Origin of the sequence: Sanguibacter antarcticus, assembly GCF_002564005.1 — a bacterium.
Lineage (GTDB): Bacteria > Actinomycetota > Actinomycetes > Actinomycetales > Cellulomonadaceae > Sanguibacter > Sanguibacter antarcticus.
This window is the reverse complement of sequence record NZ_PDJG01000001.1, coordinates 1-25,477: the sequence shown is the minus strand read 5'-3', so window position 1 is coordinate 25,477 and position 25,477 is coordinate 1. Positions and strand designations below refer to the sequence as shown.

Sequence of the window (25,477 nt, the reverse complement as noted above, 5' to 3'; positions counted from 1 at the left end):
CAGTGTGGTCACCAGGTCGTCGTCTCAGCTGTCCGAACCGTCCCTCCGTCGGGGCGTGACGTCCCGTCACGCGGTGCGCACGCTGCTGGTCGTGATGTTTCTCGCCCTCGGCGGGCTCGTCGCGTCGCCGGCGAGCGCATCCGACCCGATGAACGTGCCGGCGGACATCACCGACGAGGCGGACGTCCTCGGCAGCGACACAGCGGCGGTGCAGGCGGACCTCGACCAGCTCCGCGACGAGACGGACATGCAGCTCTTCGTCGTGTTCGTCGACGAGTTCGACGGAGAGGACCCCGTTGACTGGGCACAAGAGACGTACAGCCTGTCCGGCATGGGCACGCAGGACGCGCTGCTCGCCGTCGCGATCGACGAGCGCCAGTACGGCCTGGCGATCTCCCTCGACGCGCCCATCACGGACGCGCAGTACGACGACCTCGCCGCAGCGATCGAAGACGAGCTCGCAGACGACGACTGGGCCGGTTCGGTGAGCGCTGCGGTGAGCGTCCTAAGTGCCGACGTGAACGGCGGTGCGTCAGGCAGCCTCGTGACCTGGCTCTTCGTGGGCGGGCTCGTCCTCATCGCGCTCCTGCTCGCGCTGGCCTGGATGGCGAGCAAGCGTCGCGGCAGAGCGACCGCGTCGGGCACAGGCCCGCGGGACGAGCTCTCGAAGCTGTCCACCACCGATCTCAACCAGCGCGCCAGCGGGGCCCTCGTCGCGATCGACGACGAGCTCAAGACGTCCGAGCAGGAGCTGGGGTTCGCGCAGGCACAGTTCGGTGACGCGGCGACGGCCGCGTTCACCCGGACGCTCGCCGACGCGAAGTCGAAGGTCACCCGCGCCTTCACGCTCCGCCAGCAGCTGGACGACTCGACCCCCGAGACCGAACCGCAGGCACGAGAGATCATGGCGGAGATCATCGGCCTGTGCGCCGATGCCTCCGAGTCGCTCGCTGCCGACGCGAAGACGTTCGACGAGCTCCGCGACCTCGAGGCCAGGGTCCCGCAGGTCCTCGCCGAGACCACCGAGCGCGCGACGACGCTCCGCGCTCGCCTCGCCCCGGCCCGCGCCACCCTCACGACGCTCGCGGTCACCCATCCTGCGTCGGCCCTCGCGTCGGTCTCGCTCAACGCCGACCAGGCTGAGCAGCTTCTCGACGCGGCTGCGGAGTCGGTCCGGGCCGGCGAGGCGAGCGTCGCAGCAGGCGACCGTGGGACAGCGGTGGCCCACGCCCGTGCCGCCACCCACGCAGCAGCGCAGGCCAGCGTGCTGCTCGACGCGGTCGCCAGCGCCGACGAGGATCTCGCGCTCGCAAGCTCGCGGCTCGACGGAGCGCTCGTCTCGATCCAGTCCGACCTCGTGGACGCCCGCACCATCGGCGCAGACGACCCCGCTGTCGGGGCTGCCGCGTCGCGTGCCGAGGCTGCTGTGTCCGCCGCGCAGGCAGCGCGCGCGGGCGGCGACGCCCTGGCTGCGATCCGTGACCTCACCGCGGCGGAGGCCAGCCTCGACGCAGCGCTCGCCCCCGCTCGGGAGGACGCAGAGCGCCAGGACCGAGCGGCGGCGCTGCTGCGCGAGACGCTCGGGCGCGTCGAGTCCCAGGTCCGCGCTGTGGACAGCTTCATCTCGACGCGCAAGGGAGCCGTCGGGCCGGAAGCACGCACGCGGCTCTCCGAGGCAGTCCGGCTGCTCGGCGAGGCCCGCGCGCTCGGCCCCGTCGACGCGACGGCCGCGCTCGAGCAGGCACGCCTGGCGGAGCAGATGGTCGTCTCGGCGCAGCAGCTCGCTCAGGCCGACGTCAGCCGGTGGGAAGACCAGCAACGAGGCTTCGGCGGGAGCGGAGGCGTCGGTGGACGGGGCGGCGGCAACGTGGGCGGGATGGTCCTCGGCGGTATCCTCATCGACTCGCTCCTGCGTGGCGGCGGCGGCTTCGGCGGCGGTGGCTTCGGTGGCGGGCGCGGTGGCGGCTTCAGCGGCGGTGGCCGCGGTGGCGGTGGCGGCTTCAGCGGCGGTGGCGGAGGCGGTCGTGGCGGCGGTGGCGGTCGGGGCGGCGGGAGCCGCGGACGAGGGGGACGCTTCTAGCGTCCGCCCCACAGCGGGTCCAGAGAGCACGGAACGACATATCCAGCACTGAGAAGGGCAATTCCATGGCAGAGAAGCAGGGCATCTTCGGTCGGGTCGCACAGCTCGCCAAGGCGAACATCAACGCGCTCCTCGACAACGCCGAGGATCCGCAGAAGATGTTGGACCAGCTCGTGCGTGACTACACGAACAACATCGCCGAGGCCGAGGACGCCGTCGCGCTGACGATCGGCAACCTGCGTCTGGCGGAGCAGGACTACAACGCCGACGTCGCCGCTGTCCAAGAGTGGGGTGGCAAGGCCGTCGCAGCGTCGCAGCGTGCCGACCAGTACCGCACCGCCGGCAACGCGGGCGACGCCGACAAGTTCGACAACCTCGCGAAGGTCGCTCTGCAGCGGCAGATCGACGCAGAGACAGAGGTGCGTCAGGCGGAGCCGTTCATCACGTCGCAGCGCGAGACTGTCGAGAAGCTCAAGACCGGCCTCATGCAGATGAAGGAGAAGCTCTCCCAGCTCAAGTCGCGCCGCGACAACCTCGTGGCGCGAGCGAAGACGGCCGAGGCGCAGCAGACCGTCCAGGGAGCGATCAGCTCGATCAACGTGCTCGACCCGACGAGCGAGATCTCTCGCTTCGAGGAGAAGGTGCGGCGCGAGGAGGCGAAGGCGCTCGGTCAGGCCGAGGTCGCTGCGTCGTCGCTCGACGCCCAGTTCGAGGAGCTCGAGTCCTCGGGTGCGCAGATCGAGATCGAGGCACGTCTGGCCGCGCTGAAGCACGGCAGCACCGCTGCCGCGCCGCAGGTGAGCCCCACTCCGGTGACGCCCGAGATCACCCAGCACTGACGTCGCGCCGGCGGGCCACGCCCTCTGCGCGCCGCTCAGGCGCCGCGCCGGGTCCGTGGCCTGCCGGGTGATCTGGCGGCCGACGACAGGCTGACGTCCGACGACGACGGAGCCGGGTCTGCGGACTTTCGCCATACAGTGGACCCATGTCCGGCACAGAACTGCACACAGTGCGCCCCACGTACCTTCTCGTCGACGGCGAGAACATCGACGCCACGCTCGGCATGAACGTGCTGGGGCACCGCCCGAACCCAGAAGAGCGACCGCGCTGGGACCGCATCACGGAGTTTGCCTCGTCGTTGTGGGGTCAGCCGGTCACGCCGCTGTTCTTCCTCAACGCGTCCTCCGGGCAGATGCCCATGCCGTTCGTCCAGGCGCTGCTCGCGATGGGCTACCGGCCGATCCCGCTGGCGGGCGCGAGCCACGAGAAGGTCGTCGACATCGGTATCCAGCGCACGCTGGAAGCGATCGCCGACGTCGACGGCGACGTCCTGCTCGCGAGCCACGACGGCGACTTCCTCCCGCAGGTCGAGACGCTCCTCGACGGGAACCGCAAGGTCGGGATCCTCTGCTTCCGCGAGTTCGTCAACAGCCGCCTCGGTGAGCTGGCCTCGCGGGGCCTGAAGTTCTACGACCTCGAAGACAGCGTCGGGGCGTTCACGACGCAGCTGCCGCGCGTGCGGATCATCCCGATCGAGGAGTTCAACCCGCTGCGCTACATCTGACCGCAGCGCACCCGCTGGTCACGGCCGCACAGCCGTCACGGTGCGCCTGGGAGCCACCTGCACGTCGCACGCGCACAGGTGGCTCCCAGGCGCCGTCCAGACTTGCGTCGCACACTGGATGCATGACGCAACCTGAAGCGCGCCTGGTCGTCGTCGACGACGAGACCAACATCCGCGAGCTGCTCTCCACCTCCTTGCGGTTCGCGGGCTTCGAGGTCTTCGCAGCAGCCGACGGCATGAGCGCCCTCACGCTCATCCGCGACACGGAACCCGACCTCGTGGTGCTCGACGTCATGCTCCCGGACATGGACGGCTTCACCGTCACGCGCCGGCTCCGAGAGAAGGGCCAGCACATGCCGGTCCTGTTCCTCACGGCGCGCGACGACACGCAGGACAAGATCACCGGCCTCACGGTCGGCGGCGACGACTACGTCACCAAACCGTTCAGCCTCGAAGAGGTGGTCGCGCGCATCCGTGCTGTCCTGCGTCGGACCCAGCCCACACCCGTCGACGACGCTGTGCTGCGCTTCGCGGACCTCGAGCTCGACGAGGACTCTCACGAGGTGCGGCGCGCAGGGCGCACCGTCGAGCTCTCCCCGACCGAGTTCAAGCTTCTGCGCTATCTCATGCTCAACCCCGGGCGCGTGCTCTCGAAGTCGCAGATCCTCGATCACGTGTGGCAGTACGACTGGGGCGGCGACGCGAACATCGTCGAGTCCTACATCTCGTACCTGAGACGAAAGATCGACAACGCGCCCCTGCCCGACGGCTCCACGCTCGAGCCACTCATCGCCACGAAGCGCGGGGTGGGGTACCTGCTGCGTCAGCCGGCGCCCAAGCGGTCGGCATGAGCACCGAGATCCGGCCCGCCGGCATGGGTCCGGTCCCGCCTCCACCCCCGGAGAGCAGGGACCGGACCCAGGACCTCGACGAGGCCGAGCTCGAGGACACCGAGCGGGCCGGCCTCAGCGACGAGGGCCGGCACGTCGGGCCGATCCTCTCCGCCTGGGCTCGCACCCCGCTCCGGGTCCGGCTCGTGGGGATCGTCACCCTCGTGCTGCTCGCGAGCCTCGCGATCGCGGCCGCCGTGACGAACACGCTCGTGTCGAGGACGCTCGAGGCGCAGATCGACAGCCAGCTCGAGAGCACGGCCGAGCAGCTCGCCAACCAGGCGCTGGCGTCCCTGTCGACGGAGCAGGAGCAGACGCTCCCCAGCGACTACTACATCGTCCTGTTCCCGTACTCCGGACGCTCCCGGGGCTGGTACCAGGCGGAGAACGTCGAGCTCCACGGCGTGCCCAAGGTGGGCCCGTACACGTTCGCGAACTCCGACATCCCGCCGGGCCCGTTCACGACGGCGGCCGTCAACATCTCCGGCTCGGACATCCCGTCCGACGCCCAGTGGCGGGTCATCGCGCTCACCGCGAGCTCAGGGGGCGAAGACCAGGGCATCGTCTTCGTCGGGCTGCCGCTCGACTCGGTCCGCGACACCGTCGGGCAGATCCAGAAGCTCCTGGCGATCTCCGCGCTGGTGATCACCACGCTCGGTGCGGCGGTGGGCTACCTCGCCGTCCGCCAGTCGTTCCGGCCGCTCGGTGAGATCGAACGGACCGCTGCGGCGATCGCGGAGGGCGACCTCAGCCGCCGTGTGCCGCAGGCACCGTCGTCCACCGAGGTGGGCAGCCTCGCCCGCTCGCTCAACTCGATGCTCTCCCAGATCGAGCAGGCCTTCGACGCACGCGAGGCCTCCGAGGCACGGATGCGGCGCTTCATCGCTGACGCCAGCCACGAGCTGCGCACCCCGCTCGCGACGGTCCGCGGCTACGGCGAGCTCTACCGGATGGGTGCGCTGACCACGCCGGAGGCGCTCTCGGACACGATGCGCCGCATCGAGGACTCGGCCACGCGCATGGGCTCGCTCGTCGAGGATCTCCTGCGGCTCGCCAGGCTCGACGAAGGGCGCCCGCTCGACAACGTCCCCGTCGACCTCGCCGTGGTCGCCTCGGACGCGATGAGCGACCTGCACGCGCTCGACCCCTCGCGACAGGTGCGGCTCGTCCCGCTGCAGCCGGACGGTCAGACGGGTGCGTGCGTCGTCGTCGGCGACGAGGGCCGGCTCCGGCAGGTGCTGGCGAACCTCGTCGGCAACGCCGCACGGCACACACCGCGGGGCACACCGGTCGAGGTCGCGCTCGGTTTCGACACCGACGACGACGGCGAGCGCACGGCGGTGCTCGAGGTGCGTGACCACGGGCCGGGCATCCCGTCTGAGCACGGCGAACGGGTCTTCGAGCGGTTCTTCCGGGTCGACTCGTCCCGCAACCGCGACTCCGGCGGTTCGGGCCTGGGGCTCGCGATCGTCGCAGCGATCGTCGAGCGTCTCGGCGGTGCAGCGCGGGTGCAGGAGACGCCGGGCGGTGGGCTCACCGTGCGGATCGAGCTGCCCGCAGCTGCGGAGGCGTAGGCCTCTCACCTGCAGTCTTCGACCTGGCTCGGTGTGGGCGGTACAGTCCCCCACGTACATCGGACGATCCGGAGATACGATTACGGGTCGTAGACCTCACGTGAGCGCTCACGCTCACCCGTCGAAAGCTGGTCCATGCCTCCTGGCAGCGCAGATGCGCCTCAGTGGCTGTTGTCCTCATGGGTCCGGAGCTGTACGGCGGCTGGCGCCACCGCACCCGTCGCCGACATCCAGCGGGTCGGGAACGCTCTGCTCGACCGGTGGAGCGAGCCGTGCCGGGTCTATCACACGGTCCGGCACTTGGCCGACGTTCTCAGCCGCGTCGACGAGCTCGCTGAAGAGACGCACGAACCCGACCTCGTACGACTGGCCGCCTGGTACCACGGGGCGATCTTCAACGCAGCGTCCAACGTGGCGTACGCCGCCCACGGCGGCGAGGACGAGGTCGCGAGCGCGGCGCTCGCCCGCGAGGAGCTCCTCGGCCTCGGGGTCCCGGACCGCGACGCGGAGCGCGTGACGTCGCTCGTCACCGCGCTCGTGCGGCACAAGTCCATCCCGCAGGACTTCGACTGCGCGGTGCTCTGCGACGCGGACATGGGGATCCTTGCGACGGAGCCGCAGCGCTACAAGGCGTACCTCGAGGACATCCGCAAGGAGTACGAGCACATCCCGCTCCGGGACTACCTCACGGCACGGCACCGGATCCTCACGAAGCTCCTCGGCCGCAAGGCCCTCTACGCGAGCCCGCTCGGGTCGGCGTGGGAAGAGGCTGCGCGCCAGAACCTCGGGGCCGAGGCGTCGCGCATCGCGAAGGAGCTGCGCCGGCTCGACGCCGCGCCGCCCAGCGCTGCTGCGTCGTAGAGCCTGCCCGTCGTAGAGCCTGCCCACAGGGCGAGCCTGCGCGAGCGCGTCCCTGATCGACCGGCGTCGCCCGCCCGGTTCTCGTCTGCGCGCCCTAGCGTCCTTCTCACAGCGCCGGGGAACCTCCCGGCGCACCGTCGTCGCCCGGGTGCCGGGCCGGCGCGTGAACAGGAGGCAGCAATGAGCAAGTTCGGCGTCGACGTCAGCCAGGTGGCCGGTGCGAGCACGGCCGTGAACATCTCGGTCACGTCTATCCGCACCGAGGTGGCCACGATGATGCGCAACCTCACCGATCTCCAGGGCTCGTGGACGGGCGGGGCTGCGGCGACCTTCTCGGGTGTCGTCGCCCAGTGGCAGGTCACCCAGACCCAGGTGGAGTCCGGGCTCGACGCCATCACCGCGGCGCTGAGCCGCACCGCCACGACGTACGAGGACGCAGAGAGCATGGCCGCAGGGCACTTCGCGCTCTAGTTGTTGTGGGTCATGACGTTGGTGACATGCCGGGGAGTGTGGGCGTGAGGAAGGGGTAGGTCCCGGTCTTGCAGGATGGAAGTACTCCTACATCCGCCTGCTTGAAGGACCTACCCCTCATGACCCACGCTAATGCCCCGTTGACCCCAGCCGGAAGACTGCGCCTGGTGCAGCGCTGCGAGTACCGTCCGATCGCTCACGTCGCGGCCGAGGCGGGCGTCGCCCGCCAGACGGTGACGAAGTGGTTGCGCCGCTACGAAGCCGTCGGGGAGGTCGGTCTGGTCGACCGGTCCAGCGCCCCGCACTCGTCCCCGACCCAGACCCCGCCCGAGGTGGTCGTACGGATCGAGGAACTGCGCCGCACCCACAAGTGGACGGCCCGACAGATTCATCTCGAGCTGGTCCGTGAGGGTCATCAGATCGCGCCCGTGACCGTCGCCCGCTGGTTGCGCCGGTTGGGGATCTCCCGGCGCCGGGACATCGACCCCACCGGCGCGAGCAACCGAGTCATCAAGAAGATCGTGGCCAGGTATCCCGGCCACATGGTCCACCTGGACGTCAAGAAGGTCGGGCGGATCCCCGACGGTGGCGGCTGGCGGGCTCACGGCCGCGGATCCGAGGCAGCCAAGGCCGTTGACCGGGCCAAGACCAGGGGCGCCAGAGCCGGATACGTCTACCTGCACTCGGCCGTCGACGGGTTCTCCCGCCTGGCCTACACCGAGGCCCTGCCCGACGAGAAAGCAGTCACCACGATCGCGTTCTGGGCCCGCGCGAGGGCGTTCTTCACCGCCCACGGAATCACCCGGTTCACCCGCGTCGTGACCGACAACGGGTCGAACTACCGCGCCCGCGACTTCCACCGCACCATCGCGGGCACCGCCGCCCGCCACCAGCGCATCCGCCCCCACACGCCCAAGCACAACGGCAAGGTCGAACGTTACAACCGCACGCTCGCCGAAGAGCTCCTCTACGCCACCGAATGGACCTCAGAGACACAGCGGGCCAACGCGATCACCGTCTGGAACATCCACTACAACTACCATCGACCCCATACTGCAATCGGTGACCGACCCCCAGCCTCACGCATGCCAGCACGTGTCACCAACGTCATGACACAGAACATCTAGTCGGCCCCCACGACCCCGGCCACGGGGCGCGGGCCTCCCCCTGCTCGCTGCCCCGTGGTCGGTTCTCTCGCGCCGGTGAGACCGCCGGTGCGATGATGCCGTGTGACCGTTCTCCTCGACTCTCCCCTGTGGCCCAAGCACTCGACCGTCTGGGGACACCTCGTGAGCGACGAGTCGCTCGACGAGCTGCACGCGTTCGCCCGGGAGGCGGGCCTGCCCCCGCGCAGCTTCGATCTCGACCACTACGACGTCCCCGCGGAACGCTACGAGGCGCTCGTGCTGCTCGGCGCGGTGCGCGTCGAGCGTCGCGAGCTCGTCCGACGGCTGCGCGGTTCAGGTCTGCGCGTCACCGCGCACGAGCGTCGGACCCGCTCCGTACCGTGACGGGCGCTGCGACACGCTCGCGCACCGCCGCGAGCAGCACTGTCGAGAGCGCAGCGACCATGACGGTGCCGAGCAGCCCGGCGACGCCGACGGGGCTCCCGCTCGTCGCGCCGTAGTCCGCGAGCGGGAGCGCAGCCAGAGCATGCGGCCCGGCCACGTCGAGGAAGCCGAGCTCGGCGGCGGTCGCCTCGAGGCCGTCAGGGGCCGCTGCCGCGAAGGACGAGAGGACGACCGCGCTGACGGCCGCGATCCCGGAGAGCGCCCCGACGGCGCGTCCGACGGGTGCGTGCACGAGCGCAGCCGCGCTCTGGCGTCGCGCGTCGATGCGGGCGACGCCCGGGGCGACGGCCAGGACGAGGGCGAGGACGAGCGCGGTGATGAGCCCTTCGCCGAGCCCGATGAGCGCGTGCACCGAGCGCATCGAGGCGGTGAGCTCTCCGAGCGGGACCGTGGCTGTGCCCCCGAAGGCGAAGAGCGCGACGAAGGCGAGCGCGGACGCCGGCACGCTCACGAGCGCACCGACGCCTCCCGCGAGCGGTGCGTAGCGGGTGTCGGCGAGACGACCGCCGAGCGCACGCTGGACCCCACGGGTGACGGCCCAGCCTGCTGCTGTCCCGATCACCGCCATGAGGAGCGTGTTCGTGCCGAGCGCAGTGATCCCGCCGTCGGCGAAGAGTGTCGCCTGGACCACGAGGACGAGCGTCACGCTCATCATCCCGAGCCACGGGCCGACGAGCGCGGCGGCAAGGACACCGCCCATGAGGTGCCCGCTCGTCCCGGTGCTCACCGGGTAGCTGACCATCTGGAGGGCGAAGACGAGCGCGCCGGTGGCTGCGGTCGTCGCGATGGTGCGTCGGGTGAGCTCTGTCCGCGAGCGGTAGGCGGCGTACGCCAGGGTCGCGCAGGCGACGGTCGCGGTCGCGACCGACGTCGGGTCGTCGATCATGTGGTCAGGAACGTGCATGGTGGGGCTCCTTCGGGTCGGAGGCGAGACGGAGAGGGCTGGGCAGGAGGGGCGGAGGGCGGTGCCGCACGTGCTCGGTCCACCGTGCCCACCGGGCTCCGACCGATCCCGTGTGGGCGTGCTGGCCGACGGACCGCAGCACGGCGCCGGGGGCGTCGAGGTCGAGGTGCACCTGGCCCGCGACGGGCTCGCTCGGGGGCGGCCGCGTCCCGATGCACAGGGCGGAGTCGAGGACCCGTGCGTCACCGAGGACACCGGGTGCCGTGCGTGAGACGTCGAGGCGCAGGTCCTCGACGAACGCGGGCTGTCCGTCGAGCGAGCACCGGGTCTGCGACCGGAGGTCACCGCCGATCTCGCCGGTCCGGCCGAGCACGAGGGTCTCGCGCAGGAGCAGCACCGCCCCGTGCGCGAGCGTCGCCGTGGTGCGGCGGGTCACGTCGGCGCCCGACGCGACGACGAACGGGAGCCCCTCCCACACGAGTGTCCCGCCCTCGTCGACGTGGATCGTCACGTCCCAGGCTGCCGCGCCGCCCCGTGCGTCGTACGCCACGGTCCCCGACGTCTCGACGACCTCGAGCCAGGCACCGGGCCCGACCCGGACGTCGATCCGGACGTGGTCGCCGGCGAGGAGGAGCGCTCCGGTCGCGACGAGCGCGACGCGGGCACCCGCATGGTCGGAGGAGAGCACGCGCGGGCTGAGGAGCCCGGTCCGCAGGGCGCACCGGGCTCGTCCTCCGTCGACGTGCACGGCGATCTGGGTCATGGCGCCGACGTTCAGGCGTGCGAGCGAGAGTGGCTGTGTGCGTGCTCGCCGTCACCGTGGGTGTGGTCGTCGTGGGTGTGGTCGTCGTCCTCGTCAGCGTGGAAGTGCGGTGCCATCGGCCCCGGGTCCTGAGGGACGTGGTTGCCGCCGGTGTGCTCGGCGAGCATCTCGAGCACCCAGGCCTTGAGGGTCGCGCGCGACACGGGGTCTTCTCGTGACAGGGCGAGGACGGGGCGGCCCTCCCTGGCGGCCTCGCCGTCGGCGACCATCTGCGCGACGTCGACGCCGACGTAGGGCGCGAGGTCGGTCTTGTTGACGACGAGAAGGTCGGCTCGGGCGATGCCAGGACCTCCCTTGCGGGCCACGTCGCCGCCCCCGGCGACGTCGAGGACGAAGATCTGGGCGTCGACGAGCGCCGGCGAGAACGTCGCGGTGAGGTTGTCGCCTCCGGACTCGACGAGGACGACGTCGAGCGGCGCGAAGTCATCCTCGAGGTCTTCGACAGCCATGAGGTTGGCGGTGATGTCGTCCCGGATGGCGGTGTGCGGGCAGGCCCCGGTCTCGACGGCGCGGATCCGCTCAGGGTCCAGGACACCGGCGGAGCGCAGGAACCGGGCGTCCTCGTCGGTGTAGATGTCGTTGGTGATGACGCCGAGCGAGAGCTCGCCGGCGAGCTCTCGGCACACGAGAGCGATGAGCGAGCTCTTGCCGGTGCCGACGGGCCCGGCGACGCCGAGGCGCAGCGATCGGGTCCGGACGGGTGCGGGGGTGACGTCGGGGACGTGGTTCTCAGGCACTGAAGAGCCTTTCTGTGGTGCGGGCGTGGTGCTCGGCCCACTGCTCCATGAGCGGTGCGCCGTGGGCAGGGATCTGGTCGGGATGGGTGAGGTCCTCGACCTCGCGCACGAGGTCGTCGATGTCGGGGCCGGCCGCGAGCACCCAGGCGGTGACGTCGGCGGGGTCGACGGGCTCGAGCTTGAGGGACGCCGCCGCGACCGTCTGGGCGTCGTCGTACGCGACGAGGCGTGCGAGGCGACCGGCGTCGAGACCGGAGCACGCGGCGAGGACGCCGAGGACCACCGGGCGTGGGACGCCGCCGAGGACGCGCTGCGGACCGGCTGCAGGGCCGCCGGGCGGCCGCCCCCGCGAGGGAAGGTCTCGTTCGAGCGCGGCGAGCGCCGCGTGGTCGGCCCAGAGCCGCCGGACGAGGCGCAGGTAACCACGCCCGAGCCGTTCGGACGTCTCGCGCAGCGCCGGGCTCGGCGTGCGGGCGGCCCAGGCGGCGCGCACGTGGGCGAGGTCGCCGTGCTGGAGGTCGCTGTGCGGGATGTCACTGTGCTGGATGTCGCTGTGCTGGAGCGCGACGTGCCGCGCGACGACCGCGGTGCCTGCCTCGACGCGGGCGGTCGTGGCGAGGCGCGCCGCGATGTAGGCGGGCACGTCGCGCGGCGCCATGCCCGCTCGCAGCGCGGGCTCGAGCCCGGCGGACTGGGTGTGACCACCGGTGGGCAGGCGCGCGTCGGCGAGCAGCATCATCATGACGTCGGGGCTGGTGCCGGTGATCTGGTGCATCAGAACATCGAGTAGAGCTGAGCGAGCGGGAGGCTCGCGGCGGGGGCGGGCTCGACGAGGTCGCCGTCGACGTGGATGGCGAACGTCTCGGGGTCGATCGCGATGGTGGGCAGGGCGTCGTTGTTGCGCATCTGTGCTTTGCCGACGCCGCGGGTGTCGGCGACGGGGAGGAGCGTCCGGTCGAGCTCGAGCCGCTCGGCCAGCCCGTCGTCGAGCGCTGCGGGCGAGACGAACGTGAACGAGACGTCGGCGGCGACCGCGTCCGCGAGCGCCGGGCGCATGAGGACGGGCTGGGGCGACGGGATGGACGCGTTGGGGTCGCCGAGCGCTCCCCAGACGAGGGCTCCGCCCTTCATGACGACGGACGGGCGGACGCCGAAGAACTTGGGCTCCCACAGGACGAGGTCGGCGATCTTGCCGGGCTCGACGGAGCCGACGTAGGCGTCGATGCCGTGGGCGACGGCGGGGTTGATCGTGTACTTGGCGACGTAGCGACGGGCGCGGAGGTTGTCGGCAGGCAGGGTGTCGGGGCCGGGTGCTTCGAGGGCTCCGCGGCGGGCTTTCATGACGTGGGCGACCTGCCAGGTGCGGGTGATGACCTCGCCGATGCGGCCCATCGCCTGGGCGTCGGAGGAGGTGATGGACATGGCGCCCATGTCGTGGAGGAGGTCCTCCGCCGCGATGGTCGTCGCTCGGATGCGGGACTCGGCGAACGCGAGGTCTTCGGGGACGCGGGGGTTGAGGTGGTGGCAGACCATGAGCATGTCGAGGTGCTCGGCGACGGTGTTCACGGTGTGCGGGAGGGTCGGGTTGGTGGAGCCGGGGATGACGTTGGGGTGGCTCGCGACGGTGAGGATGTCGGGTGCGTGGCCGCCGCCGGCGCCTTCGGCGTGGAAGGCGTGGATGGACCGGCCGCCGATGGCGTCGAGCGTGGAGGCGACGAAGCCTGCCTCGTTGAGGGAGTCGGAGTGGAGAGCGACCTGCAGTCCCCAGTCTTCGGCTGCGGTGAGTGCGGCGTCGATCGCTGCGGGTGTGGAGCCCCAGTCTTCGTGGACCTTGTAGCCGCCGGCGCCGGCCATGGCCTGCTCGCGCAGCGCTGCGGTGCTCACGGTGTTGCCCTTGCCGAGCAGGAGGATGTTCACCGGGAGGCGGTCGAGGCTGCGGTGGATGGTCCGCAGGTGCCAGGCGCCGGGCGTCACGGTCGTCGCCTTGGTGCCTTCGCTCGGACCTGTCCCGCCGCCGACGACGGTGGTCAGCCCGGTGGCGAGCGCCTCGACGATCTGGGACGGGGAGATGAGGTGGACGTGGGAGTCGATGCCGCCTGCGGTGAGGATCTTGCCCTCGCCGCTGACCACGTCGGTGCTCGGTCCGATGTGCAGGCGGGGGTGGACGCCGTCGGCGATGTCGGGGTTGCCGGCGCGGCCGAGCGCGACGATGCGGCCGTCACGGATGCCGACGTCGGCGCGGACCACGCCCCACCAGTCGAGGACGATCGCGTTGGTGATGACGGTGTCGAGGGCGCCGTCGGCCCGCGTGGTGGTGCCTTGTGCCATGGACTCGCGGATGGACTTGCCGCCGCCGAACACGGCTTCGTCGCCGCCGACGGTGCGGTCCTCTTCGATCTCGATCCACAGGTCGGTGTCGCCGAGGCGCACCTGGTCGCCTGTGGTGGGGCCGTAGAGCGCCACGTACTGGGCGCGGGGAACCTCAACCATCGGTGCGGTCTCCTTCGGTCGGTGCGAGCGCGACGGGTCGGGTGGGTGCGGGCTGGGAGACGTCGCTGTGCGCCGCGGTCTTGTCTCGCTGGATCCCGGGGACGCGTCGCAGGCCGCGCAGCGCGACCGCCTCGACCTGGGCGGACGCGCCGGGCTCGAAGCGGCGCGACGTCCCGGAGGGGATGTCGAGCCGGAAGCCGCGCGCGGCGACGCGGTCGAACGCGAGCGCGGTGTTGGAGTCGGGGAGGTGGAGGTGGGAGCCGATCTGCACCGGGCGGTCGCCGGTGTTCTCGATGACGAGCGTGAGCCGCTCGGCCGGCGTCCGGTCGCCGTTGAGCACGATCGGGGCGTCGGACCCGAGCCGGACGGCGCCTGGACCGGTGGTGGAGATTCCTGCCATGGCGGGCTCCTAGGCGATGGGGTTGTGGATGGTGACGAGCTTGCGCCCGTCGGGGAAGGTGGCTTCGACCTGGACGTCGGGGAGCATCTCGGCGACGCCGTCCATGACGTCGTCGCGCCCGAGGACCTCGCGACCGGCGACCATGAGGTCGGCGACGGTCCCGCCGGCGCGGGCCTCTTCGATGACCCACGTGGTGAGGAGGGCCACCGTCTCGGGGTAGTTGAGCCGGATGCCGCGCGCTCGCCGGTCGCGGGCGACCATCCCGGCGACGGCGAGGAGCAGCTTTTCTTGGTCTGCTGGTGAGAAGTGCATCAGATGGCCATCGCTGCGCGGACGTGGTCTTCGGCGTCGACGCCACCGCCGCCGGAGTCGACGACCCTGCCGGACTCGACGACGTAGTACGCGTCGGCGGCCCCGAGCGCGAAGCCGACGTGCTGCTCGACGAGGAGGACCGACATCTCCCCCGAGTCGGTCAGCGCGACGATCGCGTCTTCGATCTCGGTGACGACGGAGGGCTGGATGCCTTCGGTCGGTTCGTCGAGGAGCAGCAGGCGCGGGCCGGTGATGAGCGCACGGGCGATCGCGAGCTGCTGGCGCTGGCCGCCGGAGAGGAGCCCGGCCCGCCTGCCGAGGAGGCTGCTCAGGGCGGGGAAGAGGTCGAGCGCCTCGTCGAGCCGCGTGGTCCCGTCTTTGCGGGTGTCGGCGACGAGCTGGAGGTTCTCGCGTGCGGTGAGGTCGCCGAAGGACTGCTGCCCCTGGGGGACGTACGCGAGACCGCGGCGGACGCGCTGGTAGGTCGGCATCGTCGTGATGTCCTCCCCGTCGAAGGTGATCGTGCCGGAGCGCGGTCGCAGGAGGCCGAGCGTCGCACGGAGCAGCGTCGACTTGCCTGCACCGTTGTGGCCGAGGATAGCGGCGACCCCACCGGACGGCACGGTGACGGAGACGTCGTAGAGGACGAGGCTGCGGCCGTAGCCGACGTGGAGGTCGCGGATCTCGAGCATGTCAGGCCTCCGTCGTCGGGGTGGTCGTGGTCGCTGGCCGGGGACGCGTGCGGCGGGCGCCGCGCGACGCGCCCGCGGTGCCGAGGTAGACCTCTTGGACCCGCGGGTCCGCCTGGACCTCGGCGTAGGTGCCCTCGGAGAGGACGGATCCCATGTGCAGCACGGTGACGGAGGACGCGAACGCGCGGAGGAACTCCATGTCGTGCTCGACGACGACGACGGTGCGCTGCTCGCCGATCCGCTGGAGGAGGAGGCCGGTCTGCTCGCGCTCGGCGTGGCTCATGCCGGCGACGGGCTCGTCGAGCAGGAGGAGTCTGGCGTCTTGGACGAGGAGCATGCCGATCTCGAGCCACTGCTTCTGGCCGTGGGCGAGGATGCCTGCCTGGACGTCGCGCAGGTGCGTGAGGCCGATGGTCTCCATGGCGGCCTCGACGTTCTCGGGGACGCCGCTGCGTCGGCGCAGGAGCTCCCAGGGGCTGCGGCCGGAGCCGGCGGCGATGTCGAGGTTCTGCAGGACGGTGAGCTCCTCGAAGACGCTCGCCGTCTGGAAGGTGCGACCGACGCCTGCGCGGGCCACCTTGTGCACCGTGCGCCCGAGGAGCTCGGTGCCGCCGAAGCGGACGGACCCGCTCGCTTTCGCGAGCCCGGTGATGGCGTCGACGATCGTCGTCTTCCCGGCGCCGTTGGGCCCGATGAGGAACCGCAGGTCGCCTTGCACGACAGTGAGGTCGACGGAGTCGACGGCGACGAAGCCGTCGAACTCGACGTGCAGGCCGCGCACCTCGAGGTAGTCGTGCCGGAACCGGTCGGTGTCCTGTCCGAGGACGGCGCCGGCGGAGTCGAGGTCGATCCCGGCGCCGTCGACGGCTGGTGCGGTGCTGTCGGTGGTGACCGGCGTGGGTGTGGGGTGCGTCGGCTCAGTCATCGTGGCCTCCGGCGGTCGCAGGGACGGGTGGAGCGGCGGGGGTGGGCGGTGCGTCGGGGACTGGTGCGTCGGGGACTGCGGCGGTCTGCTCCCGCGGTGTGCGCCGGAGCTTGCTGACGAGGGAGGCGAGCCCCCCGGGCAGAAACGCGACGACGACGATGAACAGCGCGCCCTGGAAGTAGATCCACCCGGAGGGGAACGACTCGGAGAGCGACGTCTGCGCCCAGGAGACGCCGATCGCGCCGAGGACGGGACCGAGCAGGGTGGCTCGTCCGCCGATCGCGACACCGACGAGGAACCCGATGGAGGGCACGACACCGACGTCGGCCGGGGAGACGATCCCGACGACGGGGACGAACAGCGCACCGCCGACGGCGGCCATGCCTGCGGCGACGACGTAGGCGACGACCTTGATGACGGCGGGGTCGTACCCGAGGAACCGCACGCGGTTCTCTTGGTCGCGGACGGCGACGAGGAGCTCGCCGAAGCGGGAGACCATGAGCTGGCGCACGAGGGCGACCATGAGGAGGAGGACGCCTGCGGCGATGAAGAAGATCATGCGCTTGTTGACGGGGTCGGCGAGGTCGTAGCCGAAGAAGGACCGGAACCCGTTGAGCCCGTTGGTGCCGCCGGTGACCTTCTGCTGGCCGATGAGGAGGATCGCGAAGGCTGCGGCGAGCGCCTGGGAGAGGATCGCGAAGTAGGCGCCGCGGACGCGCCGTGTGAAGACGGCGAAGCCGAGGAGCGCGGCGAGCGCGCACGGCACCACGAGGATCGCGAGGATCGCGACGGGTGCGGATCGGAGCGGTTCCCACCAGGCGGGGACCTCTCCGCTGCCGTAGAGGCTCATGAAGTCGGGCACCCCGTCGGGTCCGGCGTCGGCGAGCTTGAGGTGCATCGCCATGATGTAGGCGCCGAGGCCGAAGAAGACGCCTTGGCCGAGGGTGAGCATGCCGCCGCGCCCCCAGGCGAGGCCGATGCCGACGGCGACCATCGCGAGGCAGAGGAACTTGGCGAGGAGGTTGAGCCGGAAGTCGGAGAGGACGGCGGGTGCGACGGCGAACAGCAGGACGGCGGCGAGCGCGAACCCTGCGAGGGTGCGGGTGCGCCCGGGGCGGGCGAGCAGCCCGGTGAGCGTGCTCATGCGATCCCCCTCTGTCGGACGGAGACGAGGCCTTGGGGCCGGGCTTGGAGGAAGGCGACGATGACGACGAACACGAGGACCTTGGCGATGCTCGCGGTGGTGGAGTACTCGATGGTGGCTTGGAGGATGCCGAGGGCGAAGGCTGCGATGACGGCTCCCTTGATCTGCCCGATGCCGCCGACGACGACGACGAGGAAGGCGTCGACGATGTAGTTGGTGCCGAGGGTGGGGCCGATCGATCCGAGGAGCGTGAGGGCGACGCCGGCGACGCTCGCGAGGCCGGAGCCGATGAAGAACGTCAGGCGGTCGGTGGCTTTCGTCGAGATGCCGCTCGTCTCGGCGAGGTCGCGGTTCTGCACGACGGCGCGGATGCGGCGGCCGAGGGGCGTGAGCTTGAGGACGAGCGAGAGTGCGACGACGCACACGACGGCGAGCGCGATGATGAAGAGTCGGGTGCGTGGCACGTCGAGGCCGGCGATGCTGATGGCGCCCCGGAGCCACTCGGGGGCGCGGACGTCGACGTTGGGTGCACCGAAGATGTTGCGGGCGGCCTGCTGGAGGACGAGGGCGACGCCCCACGTGACGAGGAGCGTGTCGAGCGGTCGCCGGTACATCCGGTGGATGAGGGTCATCTCCAGGACGAGCCGAGCGTCCCGCCGACGAGGAACCCGACGACGAGCGAGATCATGAGGGACACCCCGGCGTTCGAGACGATCCCTTGGACGACGTAGGCGGTGTAGGCGCCGGCCATCATGAACTCGCCGTGGGCCATGTTGATGACGCCCATCTGGCCGAAGGTCAGGGCGAGGCCGAGCGCGGCGAGGAGCAGGACGGAGCCGAGGCTCAGGCCTGCGAAGAGCTGGGAGAAGAGAACATCCATCGAGCGCCTCCGGGTGCGGTGTCTGCTGAGCGGGGTCCGCTGGTGGTCCAGGTGGGCGAGGGCGGGAGCGGGTGCTCCCTCCCTCGCTCAGGTGCGGGTGTGCTCAGGAGAGGTCGGCGGCCCAGTCGTACCCTTCGAGGAAGGGGTCGGGCTCGATGGGCTCCTCGGAGCTCCACTCGGTGTAGATGAGGCCGTCGTCGGCGATCTTGCCGACCATCGCGGTCTTGGCGATGTGGTGGTTGTCGCCGTTGATGGTGACGGTGCCTTCGGGGGCGTCGAAGCTGACGCCGTCGGCGGCCGCCTGGATGTCGGCGACGTCGAAGGACTCGGCCTTCTCGACCATGTTCTTCCACAGGTAGACGGACGTGTAGGCGGCTTCCATGGGGTCGGACGTCACGCGGTCGTCGCCGTACTCGGCCTTGAACGCCTCGACGAACGCGGTGTTCGCGGGGCTGTCGACGGTCTGGTAGTAGTTCCAGGCGGTGAGCTGGCCCTCGACGTTGTCGATGCCGATGCCGCCGATCTCTTCTTCGGCGATGGAGACGGAGACGACCGGGGTGGTCTCGGCGGAGAGGCCGACGTTCTTGTACTCCTTGAAGAAGGCGACGTTGGAGTCACCGTTGAGCGTGTTGAAGACGGCGTCGGCGCCGGAGGCCTTGAGCTTGTTGACGATCGTCGAGAAGTCGGTGTGACCCATCGGTGCGTATTCTTCGCCGACGATCTCGATGCCGTTCGCCTCGGCGTACGCGTTGATGATCTTGTTCGCGGTCTGGGGGAAGACGTAGTCGCTGCCAACGAGGAAGACCTTCGTCTTGCCTTCTTCCTTGAGGTAGTCCATGCCCGGGACGATCTGCTGGTTGGTCGTGGCGCCCGTGTAGAAGATGTTCTTCGACGCTTCGAGGCCCTCGTACTGGACCGGATAGAACAGGAGCGAGTTCTTCGACTCGAACACGGGGAGCATGGCCTTGCGGCTGGAGGACGTCCATCCGCCGAAGACGGCGGCGACGCAGTCGCTCGTGATGAGCTTCTCAGCCTTCTCGGCGAAGACGGTGGGCTCGGACGCCCCGTCTTCCGCGACGACGTCGAGCTGTTTGCCGAGGACTCCGCCGTCGGCGTTGATCTCCTTGACGGCGAGGTCGAGCGAGTCGCGCACGGTCTGCTCGGAGATCGCCATCGTCCCGGAGAGGGAGTTGAGGAAGCCGATCTTCACGGCATCACCGTCGGTCTCGACGCACGAGGCGGCAGCGGAGGTGTCTGCGGTGCTCTCGCCTGTCTTGGCGCCGCAGCCGGAGAGGCCGAGGACGAGAACGAGCGCTGAGGCGGGCAGTACGCGGGCCAGTCGTCGCGATGTGGTCATCGGGGGTCCTTTCGCCGTGGCCGCAGCCACCGGGAATCAGCCGACGTGAGCGACGAACGGTCTCCGGGGATCCAGAGACCAGACCTGTACGTGCGTGCCGCTCACGTGGGTAGACGCTAAGGACGCCCTGTTTCGGCAGTGCCCGACTCGTGTGAACACGACATTTCGGAAGGTCACGATCGGGACTCGACAGCGGCGGGGCGCCGATCCTGGCAGGTGCGGGTAGACGGAGGGGCTTGGTGTCATAGCGTCGTAGCAACAGTGCTGGTCGGCGAGGGGTACGGGTGTGGGGCGCAGGATGTTGACGATCGCTGATCGGGTTGAGATCTCCACGGGCCTCAAGGCGGGGTGGTCGATGCGCCGGATCGCCGCTCACATCGACCGTGCGCCGTCGGTCGTGTGCCGTGAGATTGTCCGGAACTCGACGAAGACGTTGGGGTACCGGTTGGTGACGGCGGACTGTCGGGCTGAGCGCAACCGTCGGCGCCCGCAGGTCGGCAAGGTCGCTGGTGACGAAGTGCTTCGGGCTCGGGTCTTGGCGGATCTGAAGCGCTCGAGGACGCCCCGGCAGATCGCAGGCCGGTTGCTTCTGGAAGCGGTCGGCCCCACCGTTGCGAGGGTGAGTCATTCCCCTGCTGCTGGCGGCGCCACGGCCAGTCATGAAGCGATCTACCGGTTCATCTACGCCCTGCCCAAGGGCGACCTCGCCAAGCACGCAGTGATGCTGCGCTCCAAGCGGATCGCTCGCCGGCCCGCAAACCTGCAGGTGAACGGACCGGGCCGATCGTGGGATGGTCCCCATCGACGACCGCGACGCCACGGTCGCTGACCGCCGGGTTCCCGGGCACTGGGAAGGTGACCTCGTCGTGGGGCGTTCGGCCGCTCCGCGGTCGCAACGCTGGTCGAGCGCACCACCCGGTTCGTGGTGATCCTGGGCTTGCCCCAGGGCAAAACATCGGCCCGTTGGCGGACCTGCTCATCGAGCACGCGAACTCCCTGCCGGCCATGATGCGCAAGTCGTTGACGTGGGACCAGGGCTCACAGATGGCCCGCCACGGCGCCCTCACACTGGCCACGACGATGCCCGTCTACTTCGCCCACCCCGGTCCCCCTGGGAGCGCGGCACGAACGAGAACACCAACGGGCTCATTCGCGAGTACTTGCCCAAGGGCACCGTCATCACCGACCACCAGCCCTACCTCGACGCCATCGCCGAAGAGCTCAACGACAGACCCGAGCAGCCCTGGGCTTCTACACCCCGCGAGAGAAATTCGAAGAGCTCCTCAACGCCACCATTGCTTCCACGCCTTGACACCAAGGGGTCTCAGGGGGTGGAACGCGGCGCGCGGGAGCCACGCGATCGACACGTACCGGGCTAGTCAGCCCCGTCCGACCCTCACGTGCTGGTCGCACGAGGGAAATGAGCGGAGACCGCGTCAGTGCGGTCGTGCGTCGCCTGTCCACCACGGCGACTGCCGACCGATCCGAGCGGCCACCTCATCGTCCAGGGTCAGGGCTGCATAGCCGCTCGAGTCGCCGCAGGCACTCACCCACATGGCGAGGAGACACGATCTTCGCACCGGACCAAAGGTGTCGCAGCAAATGCGCCAGTGATCCAGACTCCGACCAGTATCGATAGTAGATTTGAAAGATTAATGAGGTTTTCTCACCAGGGCAGTTGAGGTGAGGGGCGCGACGGTGCGCTGACCTGCGGGTTGGGGGGGTGGGTGTGGTGGGCGGGGTCTCAGCCGCCAGGATGAAAGTCGCCAAACACCCATCCGCGACCCCTGGGTCCCCGCTTGATCACCTATCGTGCCAGCCTCGACGTACCTGCTCACACTCTGGAGGTGGTCACTCGATGGCTCACCGATCATCGCCGCGGTATCGACCGGCGCCGCTGGCAACGAGCTGGCACCGCTCGGAGGCAGGTGGTCTTGGTGCTGCGGTGGTTCAAGGACGGCGCGCGGGTCTCGGCCCTGGCTCGTGATGCTGACATCTCGGTCGCGGCTGCCTACCGGTACCTGCACGAGGGGATCAGCGTGATCGCCGCCCATGCGCCGGACCTGCACGAAGTTCTGGCAATGGCGGCTGAAGAAGACTGGCCGTCCGTATGCCTGGACGGCACCTTGATCCCGACCACGGCGCTGCACGGACCCCCACCGGCGCCGAGTCCTGGTACTCCGGCAAGCACCACCCCCGCGGCGGGAACATCCAGGTCCTCACCGATCCGACCTGCTACCCCGTCTGGGTCTCACCCGCCAGCCCCGGCTCCACCCACGACATCACTGCCGCCCGCACCTTCGCCCTGCCCGCGCTGTAGCCGGCCGCCGCAGCGGGCGTCGTGACGCTCACCGACAAGGGCTACCAAAGCGCCGGGATCGGGATCTGACACCCGCTGCGCCTGACGAACAACGCTGACCTCGACAACGTCGCCCGCGACAGCATCCTGACCTCGCTACGCTCCGTCGCCGAACGCGCCAATGCCCTGATCAAAAACACCTGGCGAGCCCTACGCCTGATCACCCTCGACCCATCCCACCTCACCGAAAACACCGCCACAGCCCTCGTCCTACTCCACCTTCAACGAGGCAACCGATCAAGACTCTGGTGAGAACACCTCATAGCCAGCTTTTGCCGCCCGGACAGCCACCACCGAAACCACTGCAAGCGACAGAATTGTCAACACCAACCAAAGGCCGAGCAGGCATACGTATACTACCGGAATCACCTGAAATGGAATCGATACTACCGCGATCCCAATTCCCGCCCAAGCGAACGGAACGAGCGCCTTTCTTGCAGCAGTATGGCCTGAGCGCCAGGCGCCATCGCTCTTCATGAGTGCCGGTAGCCGAATTCCCGCGAGGTAGCTCCGCTCACCACGCGATGCCTGAATGACAATCATCAGAAACACGGTATCCAACAGTACAAGCAGCGCGGCACACGCAATAGCTGCACCCCAACCAGGACTAGTCACTGAAAACCACTCCTTCTTTCAACATCGCGAACAGTTCATAGACTGAAACAAGTGCCGAGGCCCTAGCGCCTGCCGCCTGTCGTAGGACCTCGACAGGCGCTTGACCTACCTTTCGACCCCGGCAGCGGTCAGCGCGCGGGCCTGTGAAAAGTGATCTTCTCTTCGACATACCGGATGACGAACAGCACCGGCGGGAAAAGAATAAGCACCGCCCCGACGGCATTCAGGGTGGAATTACCGAGAAGTAGAGCACTCCCGATAAAGATCCCACCACCCACGCTCATCATGATAGTTCCCCAACGCTTCATGTCCCACTCCTTTTTCAGGTGTATCACGCCCGCTCCGCCGCTTGTGCAACACGAGTGGCCGCCTGGTTCTCGCTTTCGGCTGAGTCGACACCAAACACCATTCGCACACTCGAACTGTACTGATGACGCAGGACCAGGTCAACAATCCTGCACAGTCAATTCTGCTTGAAGGTGACCAGCCTCAGGTTATTTAACATTCAACGAGAATGGCCAGTCGCCGCCGGATAACACTGAGGCGTATCAACGACGTCATGACCCACAGCTGCTCGGGCTGTCTCCTATATTTGCCAGCCTTGTGCGGCACGATCGGCACGCACAGGAACCGGTGAGGCAACCGGCCGGACTGTCGCCGGCCAATCGCTGATCGAGCCCGATATTCGGCGGACGACTGCCGTGCATTCCTCGAAGCGCACGTCAACGGCGGCGCTAGCGTTACGCCATGACTATCCTGACCACTGCGCCACTGAGCACTTCCCGGCTCGAGCTGGAGGTCGTCTCCGTCGCCCATGCCGGCGAGGCCGCCGTCACGTTCGACAGCCTCGATCTGCACGCGTTCACGGGAGGAGTCCCGTCGACCCGCGCCGAGCTCGTCGAGCGGTACACGCGGTTCGAAGGCGGCCGGAGCCCTGACGGCACGCAGCTCTGGTTGAACTGGATGCTCAGGGACAGGATGTCCGGTGAACTCGTCGGTACGGTGCAGGCCACGGTCGAAGGCTGGGGCGGCTGCGCGGCCCGGGCTGACCTCGCCTGGGTCGTCGGCGTGCGTCACCAACAGAATGGCTACGCCCAAGAATCGGCGCGCGCCGTCGCGGAATGGCTCCGGGTGCAGGCGTCACGGCGTTGCAGGCGTATGTCCACCCCCAGCACGAGGCCTCGGCCGCCGTCGCCCGCTCTCTCAGCATGAAGCTGACCACAAAGGTGCTCGACGGTGAGCTCTTGTGGACAGACCGCGCTGACGGTGCCGACACGGCCCAGTGACCGGCGTCCACCAGAGACGACGTCAGGGGAGGGCGATCGACCCGGTCGAGGACTACCTCGTCCTGGCATGGCCCGACGATGCGTCACCATCGCAGACTCTCCGAGCAGGCTCACACGTCGGGCATTTGGAGGTGCACTGGTCGTCACGGCCCTCGCGCGCGTCGCGATCAAGGGTGCGGCGGCGTTGCGCAGAGTGAACGATGGCCTTGACGCTTTCCGCCGACCTAGACGTCCGGGTGGCGACTATCGTCGGGCGGCGACTGCCGTCGAGATGCACTCCCTGACCGCGAAGACAGCGCGCGAATCACGAATACGACAACCAGCGCCCCGACGACAAGAATCGCGGAGAGAAGCGCGACAAGAATTGCCCAATGTCCTGCGTTCAGTGCACTCATCAGAAAAATGCTACCAGAAGGGCCAAAAAGGGATCATCGGAGCTGAGGGTGGGGGTCACCAACCTGCCTCAGGCCCGGCGCCTGGCCGTTCCCATGACGGCGCCGATGAGGAGAAAGTCGGTGCCGAGCGCATCAAGGAGCGGAGCGTTCCGTCCATCAGGGACGAGGGGAGAGAGGGAGCCGAATGAGTAACGCTGGCACGAAGCTGCCGTGGATGCCTTCGTCACCACACGTGCGAGGGTCCTGCGCCGAGCCCGGCGGGGGTGATCGCCGCAGATCGAGATCCCGGAGGCCTTCGACGCTCGCTCACGGCACGTTCGTCATGCCGCTCGTCAGGGCGGACCTGTCGTTCAGGCGTTGCCTCAGGTAGCGCAAGGGCGTTCACTGGCCAGATGCTCGCACACGAACGCTCCGGTCCCGTCGGGCGGACCCCGCTCCTGCTCATTCACGCGGGGATCGCGGACCGCCGGATGTGGGACCCCGTCTGGCCAGCACTCACCGCCGTGCAGGATGTCGTGCGACTGGACCTTCGCGGGTACGGCGAGTCGACTGCACAGCCGGTCGGGCCGTGGTCGCCGCGCGCTGACGTGCTCGCGACGCTCGACTCCCTCGGGATCGGACGCGTGCACGTGGTCGGGTGCTCGTTCGGTGCGGGTGTCGCGGTCGAGGTGGCGCTCGAACGCCCGGAGGCCGTCGCCTCGCTCGTGCTGGTAGCGCCCGGCGGCGCCCTGCTCACAGAGCGGACCGACGAGCTCGTGGCGTTCTTCGAGGCCGAGGGCAACGCCCTCGAGGCCGGAGACCTCGACGCCGCCGTCGAGGCGAACCTCCGTGCATGGGTCGACGGCCCACGCCGCGGTCCAGATGCCGTGCCGGCCAGCGTGCGGGACAAGGTCGGTGCGATGCAGCGGCGCGTCTTCGATATCACGGGCGGGTGGCCCGACGAGGTGTGGAGCGCCGAGAGGAGGACCTCTCCCCCGCTGCACCGTACCGCTACGGCGAGATCATGGTGCCGACCCTGGTCCTCTCCGGAGGGCTCGACATCGAAAGCATCAGGCAGGCAGGCGAGCACCTGTGGGCCGGCGTCCAGACCGCGAGCGCCGTGGTGTGGGACGAGGTGGCCCACCTCCCGTCGATGGAGCGGCCGCAG

General features: G+C 69.5%; 26 protein-coding genes and 2 pseudogenes. 13 read left to right on the top strand and 15 right to left on the bottom strand.

Annotation, left to right across the window (positions count from 1 at the left end):
* Window positions 1-55: 55 nt before the first annotated feature.
* From ATL42_RS00135 to ATL42_RS00095, 9 genes are all read left to right on the top strand, one after another.
* On the top strand, window positions 56-2,080 hold the full coding sequence (locus ATL42_RS00135) for a TPM domain-containing protein (RefSeq protein WP_245861879.1): 2,025 nt from the start codon (window positions 56-58) through the stop codon (window positions 2,078-2,080).
* Window positions 2,081-2,145: 65 nt separating this feature from the next.
* Entirely contained in the window at window positions 2,146-2,919 is a 774-nt protein-coding gene (locus tag ATL42_RS00130) for a PspA/IM30 family protein (protein WP_098453611.1), read from the top strand.
* Between the two features lie 146 nt (window positions 2,920-3,065).
* Window positions 3,066-3,644: an NYN domain-containing protein gene (locus ATL42_RS00125; protein WP_098453610.1), complete on the top strand. Its 579-nt coding sequence runs from the start codon at window positions 3,066-3,068 to the stop codon at window positions 3,642-3,644.
* Window positions 3,645-3,766: 122 nt separating this feature from the next.
* Window positions 3,767-4,495 (top strand): response regulator transcription factor, encoded by a 729-nt coding sequence (locus ATL42_RS00120; RefSeq protein WP_098453609.1) that lies wholly within the window; start codon window positions 3,767-3,769, stop codon window positions 4,493-4,495.
* Window positions 4,492-6,108 (top strand): sensor histidine kinase, encoded by a 1,617-nt coding sequence (locus ATL42_RS00115; RefSeq protein ID WP_245861876.1) that lies wholly within the window; start codon window positions 4,492-4,494, stop codon window positions 6,106-6,108. Before ATL42_RS00120 ends, ATL42_RS00115 begins: the two co-directional genes overlap by 4 nt.
* A 135-nt stretch (window positions 6,109-6,243) precedes the next feature.
* A complete protein-coding gene (locus ATL42_RS00110) occupies window positions 6,244-6,969 on the top strand; it encodes an HD domain-containing protein (RefSeq protein WP_098453608.1) in 726 nt (241 codons plus the stop codon).
* 180 nt (window positions 6,970-7,149) lie between these two features.
* A complete protein-coding gene (locus ATL42_RS00105) occupies window positions 7,150-7,440 on the top strand; it encodes a WXG100 family type VII secretion target (protein ID WP_098453607.1) in 291 nt (96 codons plus the stop codon).
* Between the two features lie 119 nt (window positions 7,441-7,559).
* Window positions 7,560-8,567, top strand: a complete 1,008-nt coding sequence (locus tag ATL42_RS00100) for an IS481 family transposase (RefSeq protein WP_098453606.1) — start codon at window positions 7,560-7,562, stop codon at window positions 8,565-8,567.
* Window positions 8,568-8,669: 102 nt separating this feature from the next.
* Window positions 8,670-8,951, top strand: coding sequence for a DUF4031 domain-containing protein (locus ATL42_RS00095; protein ID WP_098453605.1), 282 nt, complete (start codon window positions 8,670-8,672; stop codon window positions 8,949-8,951).
* Here the strand turns inward: ATL42_RS00095 and ATL42_RS00090 are convergent.
* The 13 genes from ATL42_RS00090 to urtA form a co-directional block, all read right to left on the bottom strand.
* The gene (locus ATL42_RS00090; RefSeq protein WP_098453604.1) at window positions 8,914-9,915 is read right to left on the bottom strand and encodes an energy-coupling factor ABC transporter permease; all 1,002 of its coding nucleotides are present in this window, start codon (window positions 9,913-9,915) and stop codon (window positions 8,914-8,916) included. The genes ATL42_RS00095 and ATL42_RS00090 overlap by 38 nt on opposite strands.
* The gene (locus ATL42_RS00085; protein ID WP_098453603.1) at window positions 9,902-10,678 is read right to left on the bottom strand and encodes an urease accessory protein UreD; all 777 of its coding nucleotides are present in this window, start codon (window positions 10,676-10,678) and stop codon (window positions 9,902-9,904) included. Before ATL42_RS00085 ends, ATL42_RS00090 begins: the two co-directional genes overlap by 14 nt.
* A gap of 11 nt (window positions 10,679-10,689) precedes the next feature.
* Window positions 10,690-11,475, bottom strand: coding sequence for an urease accessory protein UreG (gene ureG, locus ATL42_RS00080; protein ID WP_098453602.1), 786 nt, complete (start codon window positions 11,473-11,475; stop codon window positions 10,690-10,692).
* On the bottom strand, window positions 11,468-12,250 hold the full coding sequence (locus tag ATL42_RS00075) for an urease accessory protein UreF (RefSeq protein WP_245861874.1): 783 nt from the start codon (window positions 12,248-12,250) through the stop codon (window positions 11,468-11,470). The genes ureG and ATL42_RS00075 overlap by 8 nt, the downstream gene beginning before the upstream one ends.
* Entirely contained in the window at window positions 12,250-13,965 is a 1,716-nt protein-coding gene (locus tag ATL42_RS00070) for an urease subunit alpha (RefSeq protein ID WP_098453601.1), read from the bottom strand. The genes ATL42_RS00075 and ATL42_RS00070 overlap by 1 nt, the downstream gene beginning before the upstream one ends.
* Window positions 13,958-14,365, bottom strand: coding sequence for an urease subunit beta (locus ATL42_RS00065; protein WP_098453600.1), 408 nt, complete (start codon window positions 14,363-14,365; stop codon window positions 13,958-13,960). The genes ATL42_RS00070 and ATL42_RS00065 overlap by 8 nt, the downstream gene beginning before the upstream one ends.
* Before the next feature lie 9 nt (window positions 14,366-14,374).
* Window positions 14,375-14,677 carry an urease subunit gamma gene (locus tag ATL42_RS00060; RefSeq protein ID WP_098453599.1) on the bottom strand — a complete coding sequence of 101 codons (303 nt, stop codon included), beginning with the start codon at window positions 14,675-14,677 and terminating at the stop codon, window positions 14,375-14,377.
* Window positions 14,677-15,369, bottom strand: a complete 693-nt coding sequence (gene urtE, locus ATL42_RS00055) for an urea ABC transporter ATP-binding subunit UrtE (RefSeq protein ID WP_098453598.1) — start codon at window positions 15,367-15,369, stop codon at window positions 14,677-14,679. Before urtE ends, ATL42_RS00060 begins: the two co-directional genes overlap by 1 nt.
* Window position 15,370: 1 nt before the next feature.
* Window positions 15,371-16,294, bottom strand: a complete 924-nt coding sequence (urtD, locus tag ATL42_RS00050; protein WP_098453597.1) for an urea ABC transporter ATP-binding protein UrtD — start codon at window positions 16,292-16,294, stop codon at window positions 15,371-15,373.
* Window positions 16,287-17,438 carry an urea ABC transporter permease subunit UrtC gene (urtC, locus tag ATL42_RS00045; RefSeq protein ID WP_098453596.1) on the bottom strand — a complete coding sequence of 384 codons (1,152 nt, stop codon included), beginning with the start codon at window positions 17,436-17,438 and terminating at the stop codon, window positions 16,287-16,289. Before urtC ends, urtD begins: the two co-directional genes overlap by 8 nt.
* Window positions 17,435-18,070, bottom strand: coding sequence for an urea ABC transporter permease subunit UrtB (gene urtB, locus ATL42_RS00040; protein ID WP_281254251.1), 636 nt, complete (start codon window positions 18,068-18,070; stop codon window positions 17,435-17,437). Before urtB ends, urtC begins: the two co-directional genes overlap by 4 nt.
* A complete protein-coding gene (locus tag ATL42_RS16805; protein ID WP_281254250.1) occupies window positions 18,067-18,318 on the bottom strand; it encodes an ABC transporter permease subunit in 252 nt (83 codons plus the stop codon). Before ATL42_RS16805 ends, urtB begins: the two co-directional genes overlap by 4 nt.
* A 103-nt stretch (window positions 18,319-18,421) precedes the next feature.
* Window positions 18,422-19,675, bottom strand: coding sequence for an urea ABC transporter substrate-binding protein (urtA, locus tag ATL42_RS00035; RefSeq protein ID WP_098453595.1), 1,254 nt, complete (start codon window positions 19,673-19,675; stop codon window positions 18,422-18,424).
* Between the two features lie 298 nt (window positions 19,676-19,973).
* Between urtA and ATL42_RS16930 the strand changes: the two are divergent.
* Together ATL42_RS16930 and ATL42_RS00025 are read left to right on the top strand one after the other, a co-directional pair.
* A pseudogene (locus ATL42_RS16930) lies at window positions 19,974-20,987 on the top strand (IS30 family transposase).
* 487 nt (window positions 20,988-21,474) lie between these two features.
* A pseudogene (locus ATL42_RS00025) lies at window positions 21,475-22,286 on the top strand (transposase family protein).
* Here ATL42_RS00025 and ATL42_RS16105 read toward each other — a convergent pair.
* On the bottom strand, window positions 22,272-22,577 hold the full coding sequence (locus ATL42_RS16105; RefSeq protein WP_169925298.1) for an SdpI family protein: 306 nt from the start codon (window positions 22,575-22,577) through the stop codon (window positions 22,272-22,274). The pseudogene ATL42_RS00025 and the gene ATL42_RS16105 sit on opposite strands and share 15 nt — an antisense overlap.
* A gap of 200 nt (window positions 22,578-22,777) precedes the next feature.
* Window positions 22,778-22,957 carry a hypothetical protein gene (locus ATL42_RS00020; protein WP_143556653.1) on the bottom strand — a complete coding sequence of 60 codons (180 nt, stop codon included), beginning with the start codon at window positions 22,955-22,957 and terminating at the stop codon, window positions 22,778-22,780.
* Window positions 22,958-23,396: 439 nt separating this feature from the next.
* Here ATL42_RS00020 and ATL42_RS00015 point away from each other — a divergent pair, with 439 nt between their 5' ends.
* Together ATL42_RS00015 and ATL42_RS00010 are read left to right on the top strand one after the other, a co-directional pair.
* A complete protein-coding gene (locus ATL42_RS00015) occupies window positions 23,397-23,861 on the top strand; it encodes a GNAT family N-acetyltransferase (protein ID WP_211281752.1) in 465 nt (154 codons plus the stop codon).
* 861 nt (window positions 23,862-24,722) lie between these two features.
* A partial coding sequence (locus ATL42_RS00010) for an alpha/beta fold hydrolase (RefSeq protein WP_143556652.1) occupies window positions 24,723-25,477 on the top strand: 755 nt, incomplete at its 3' end.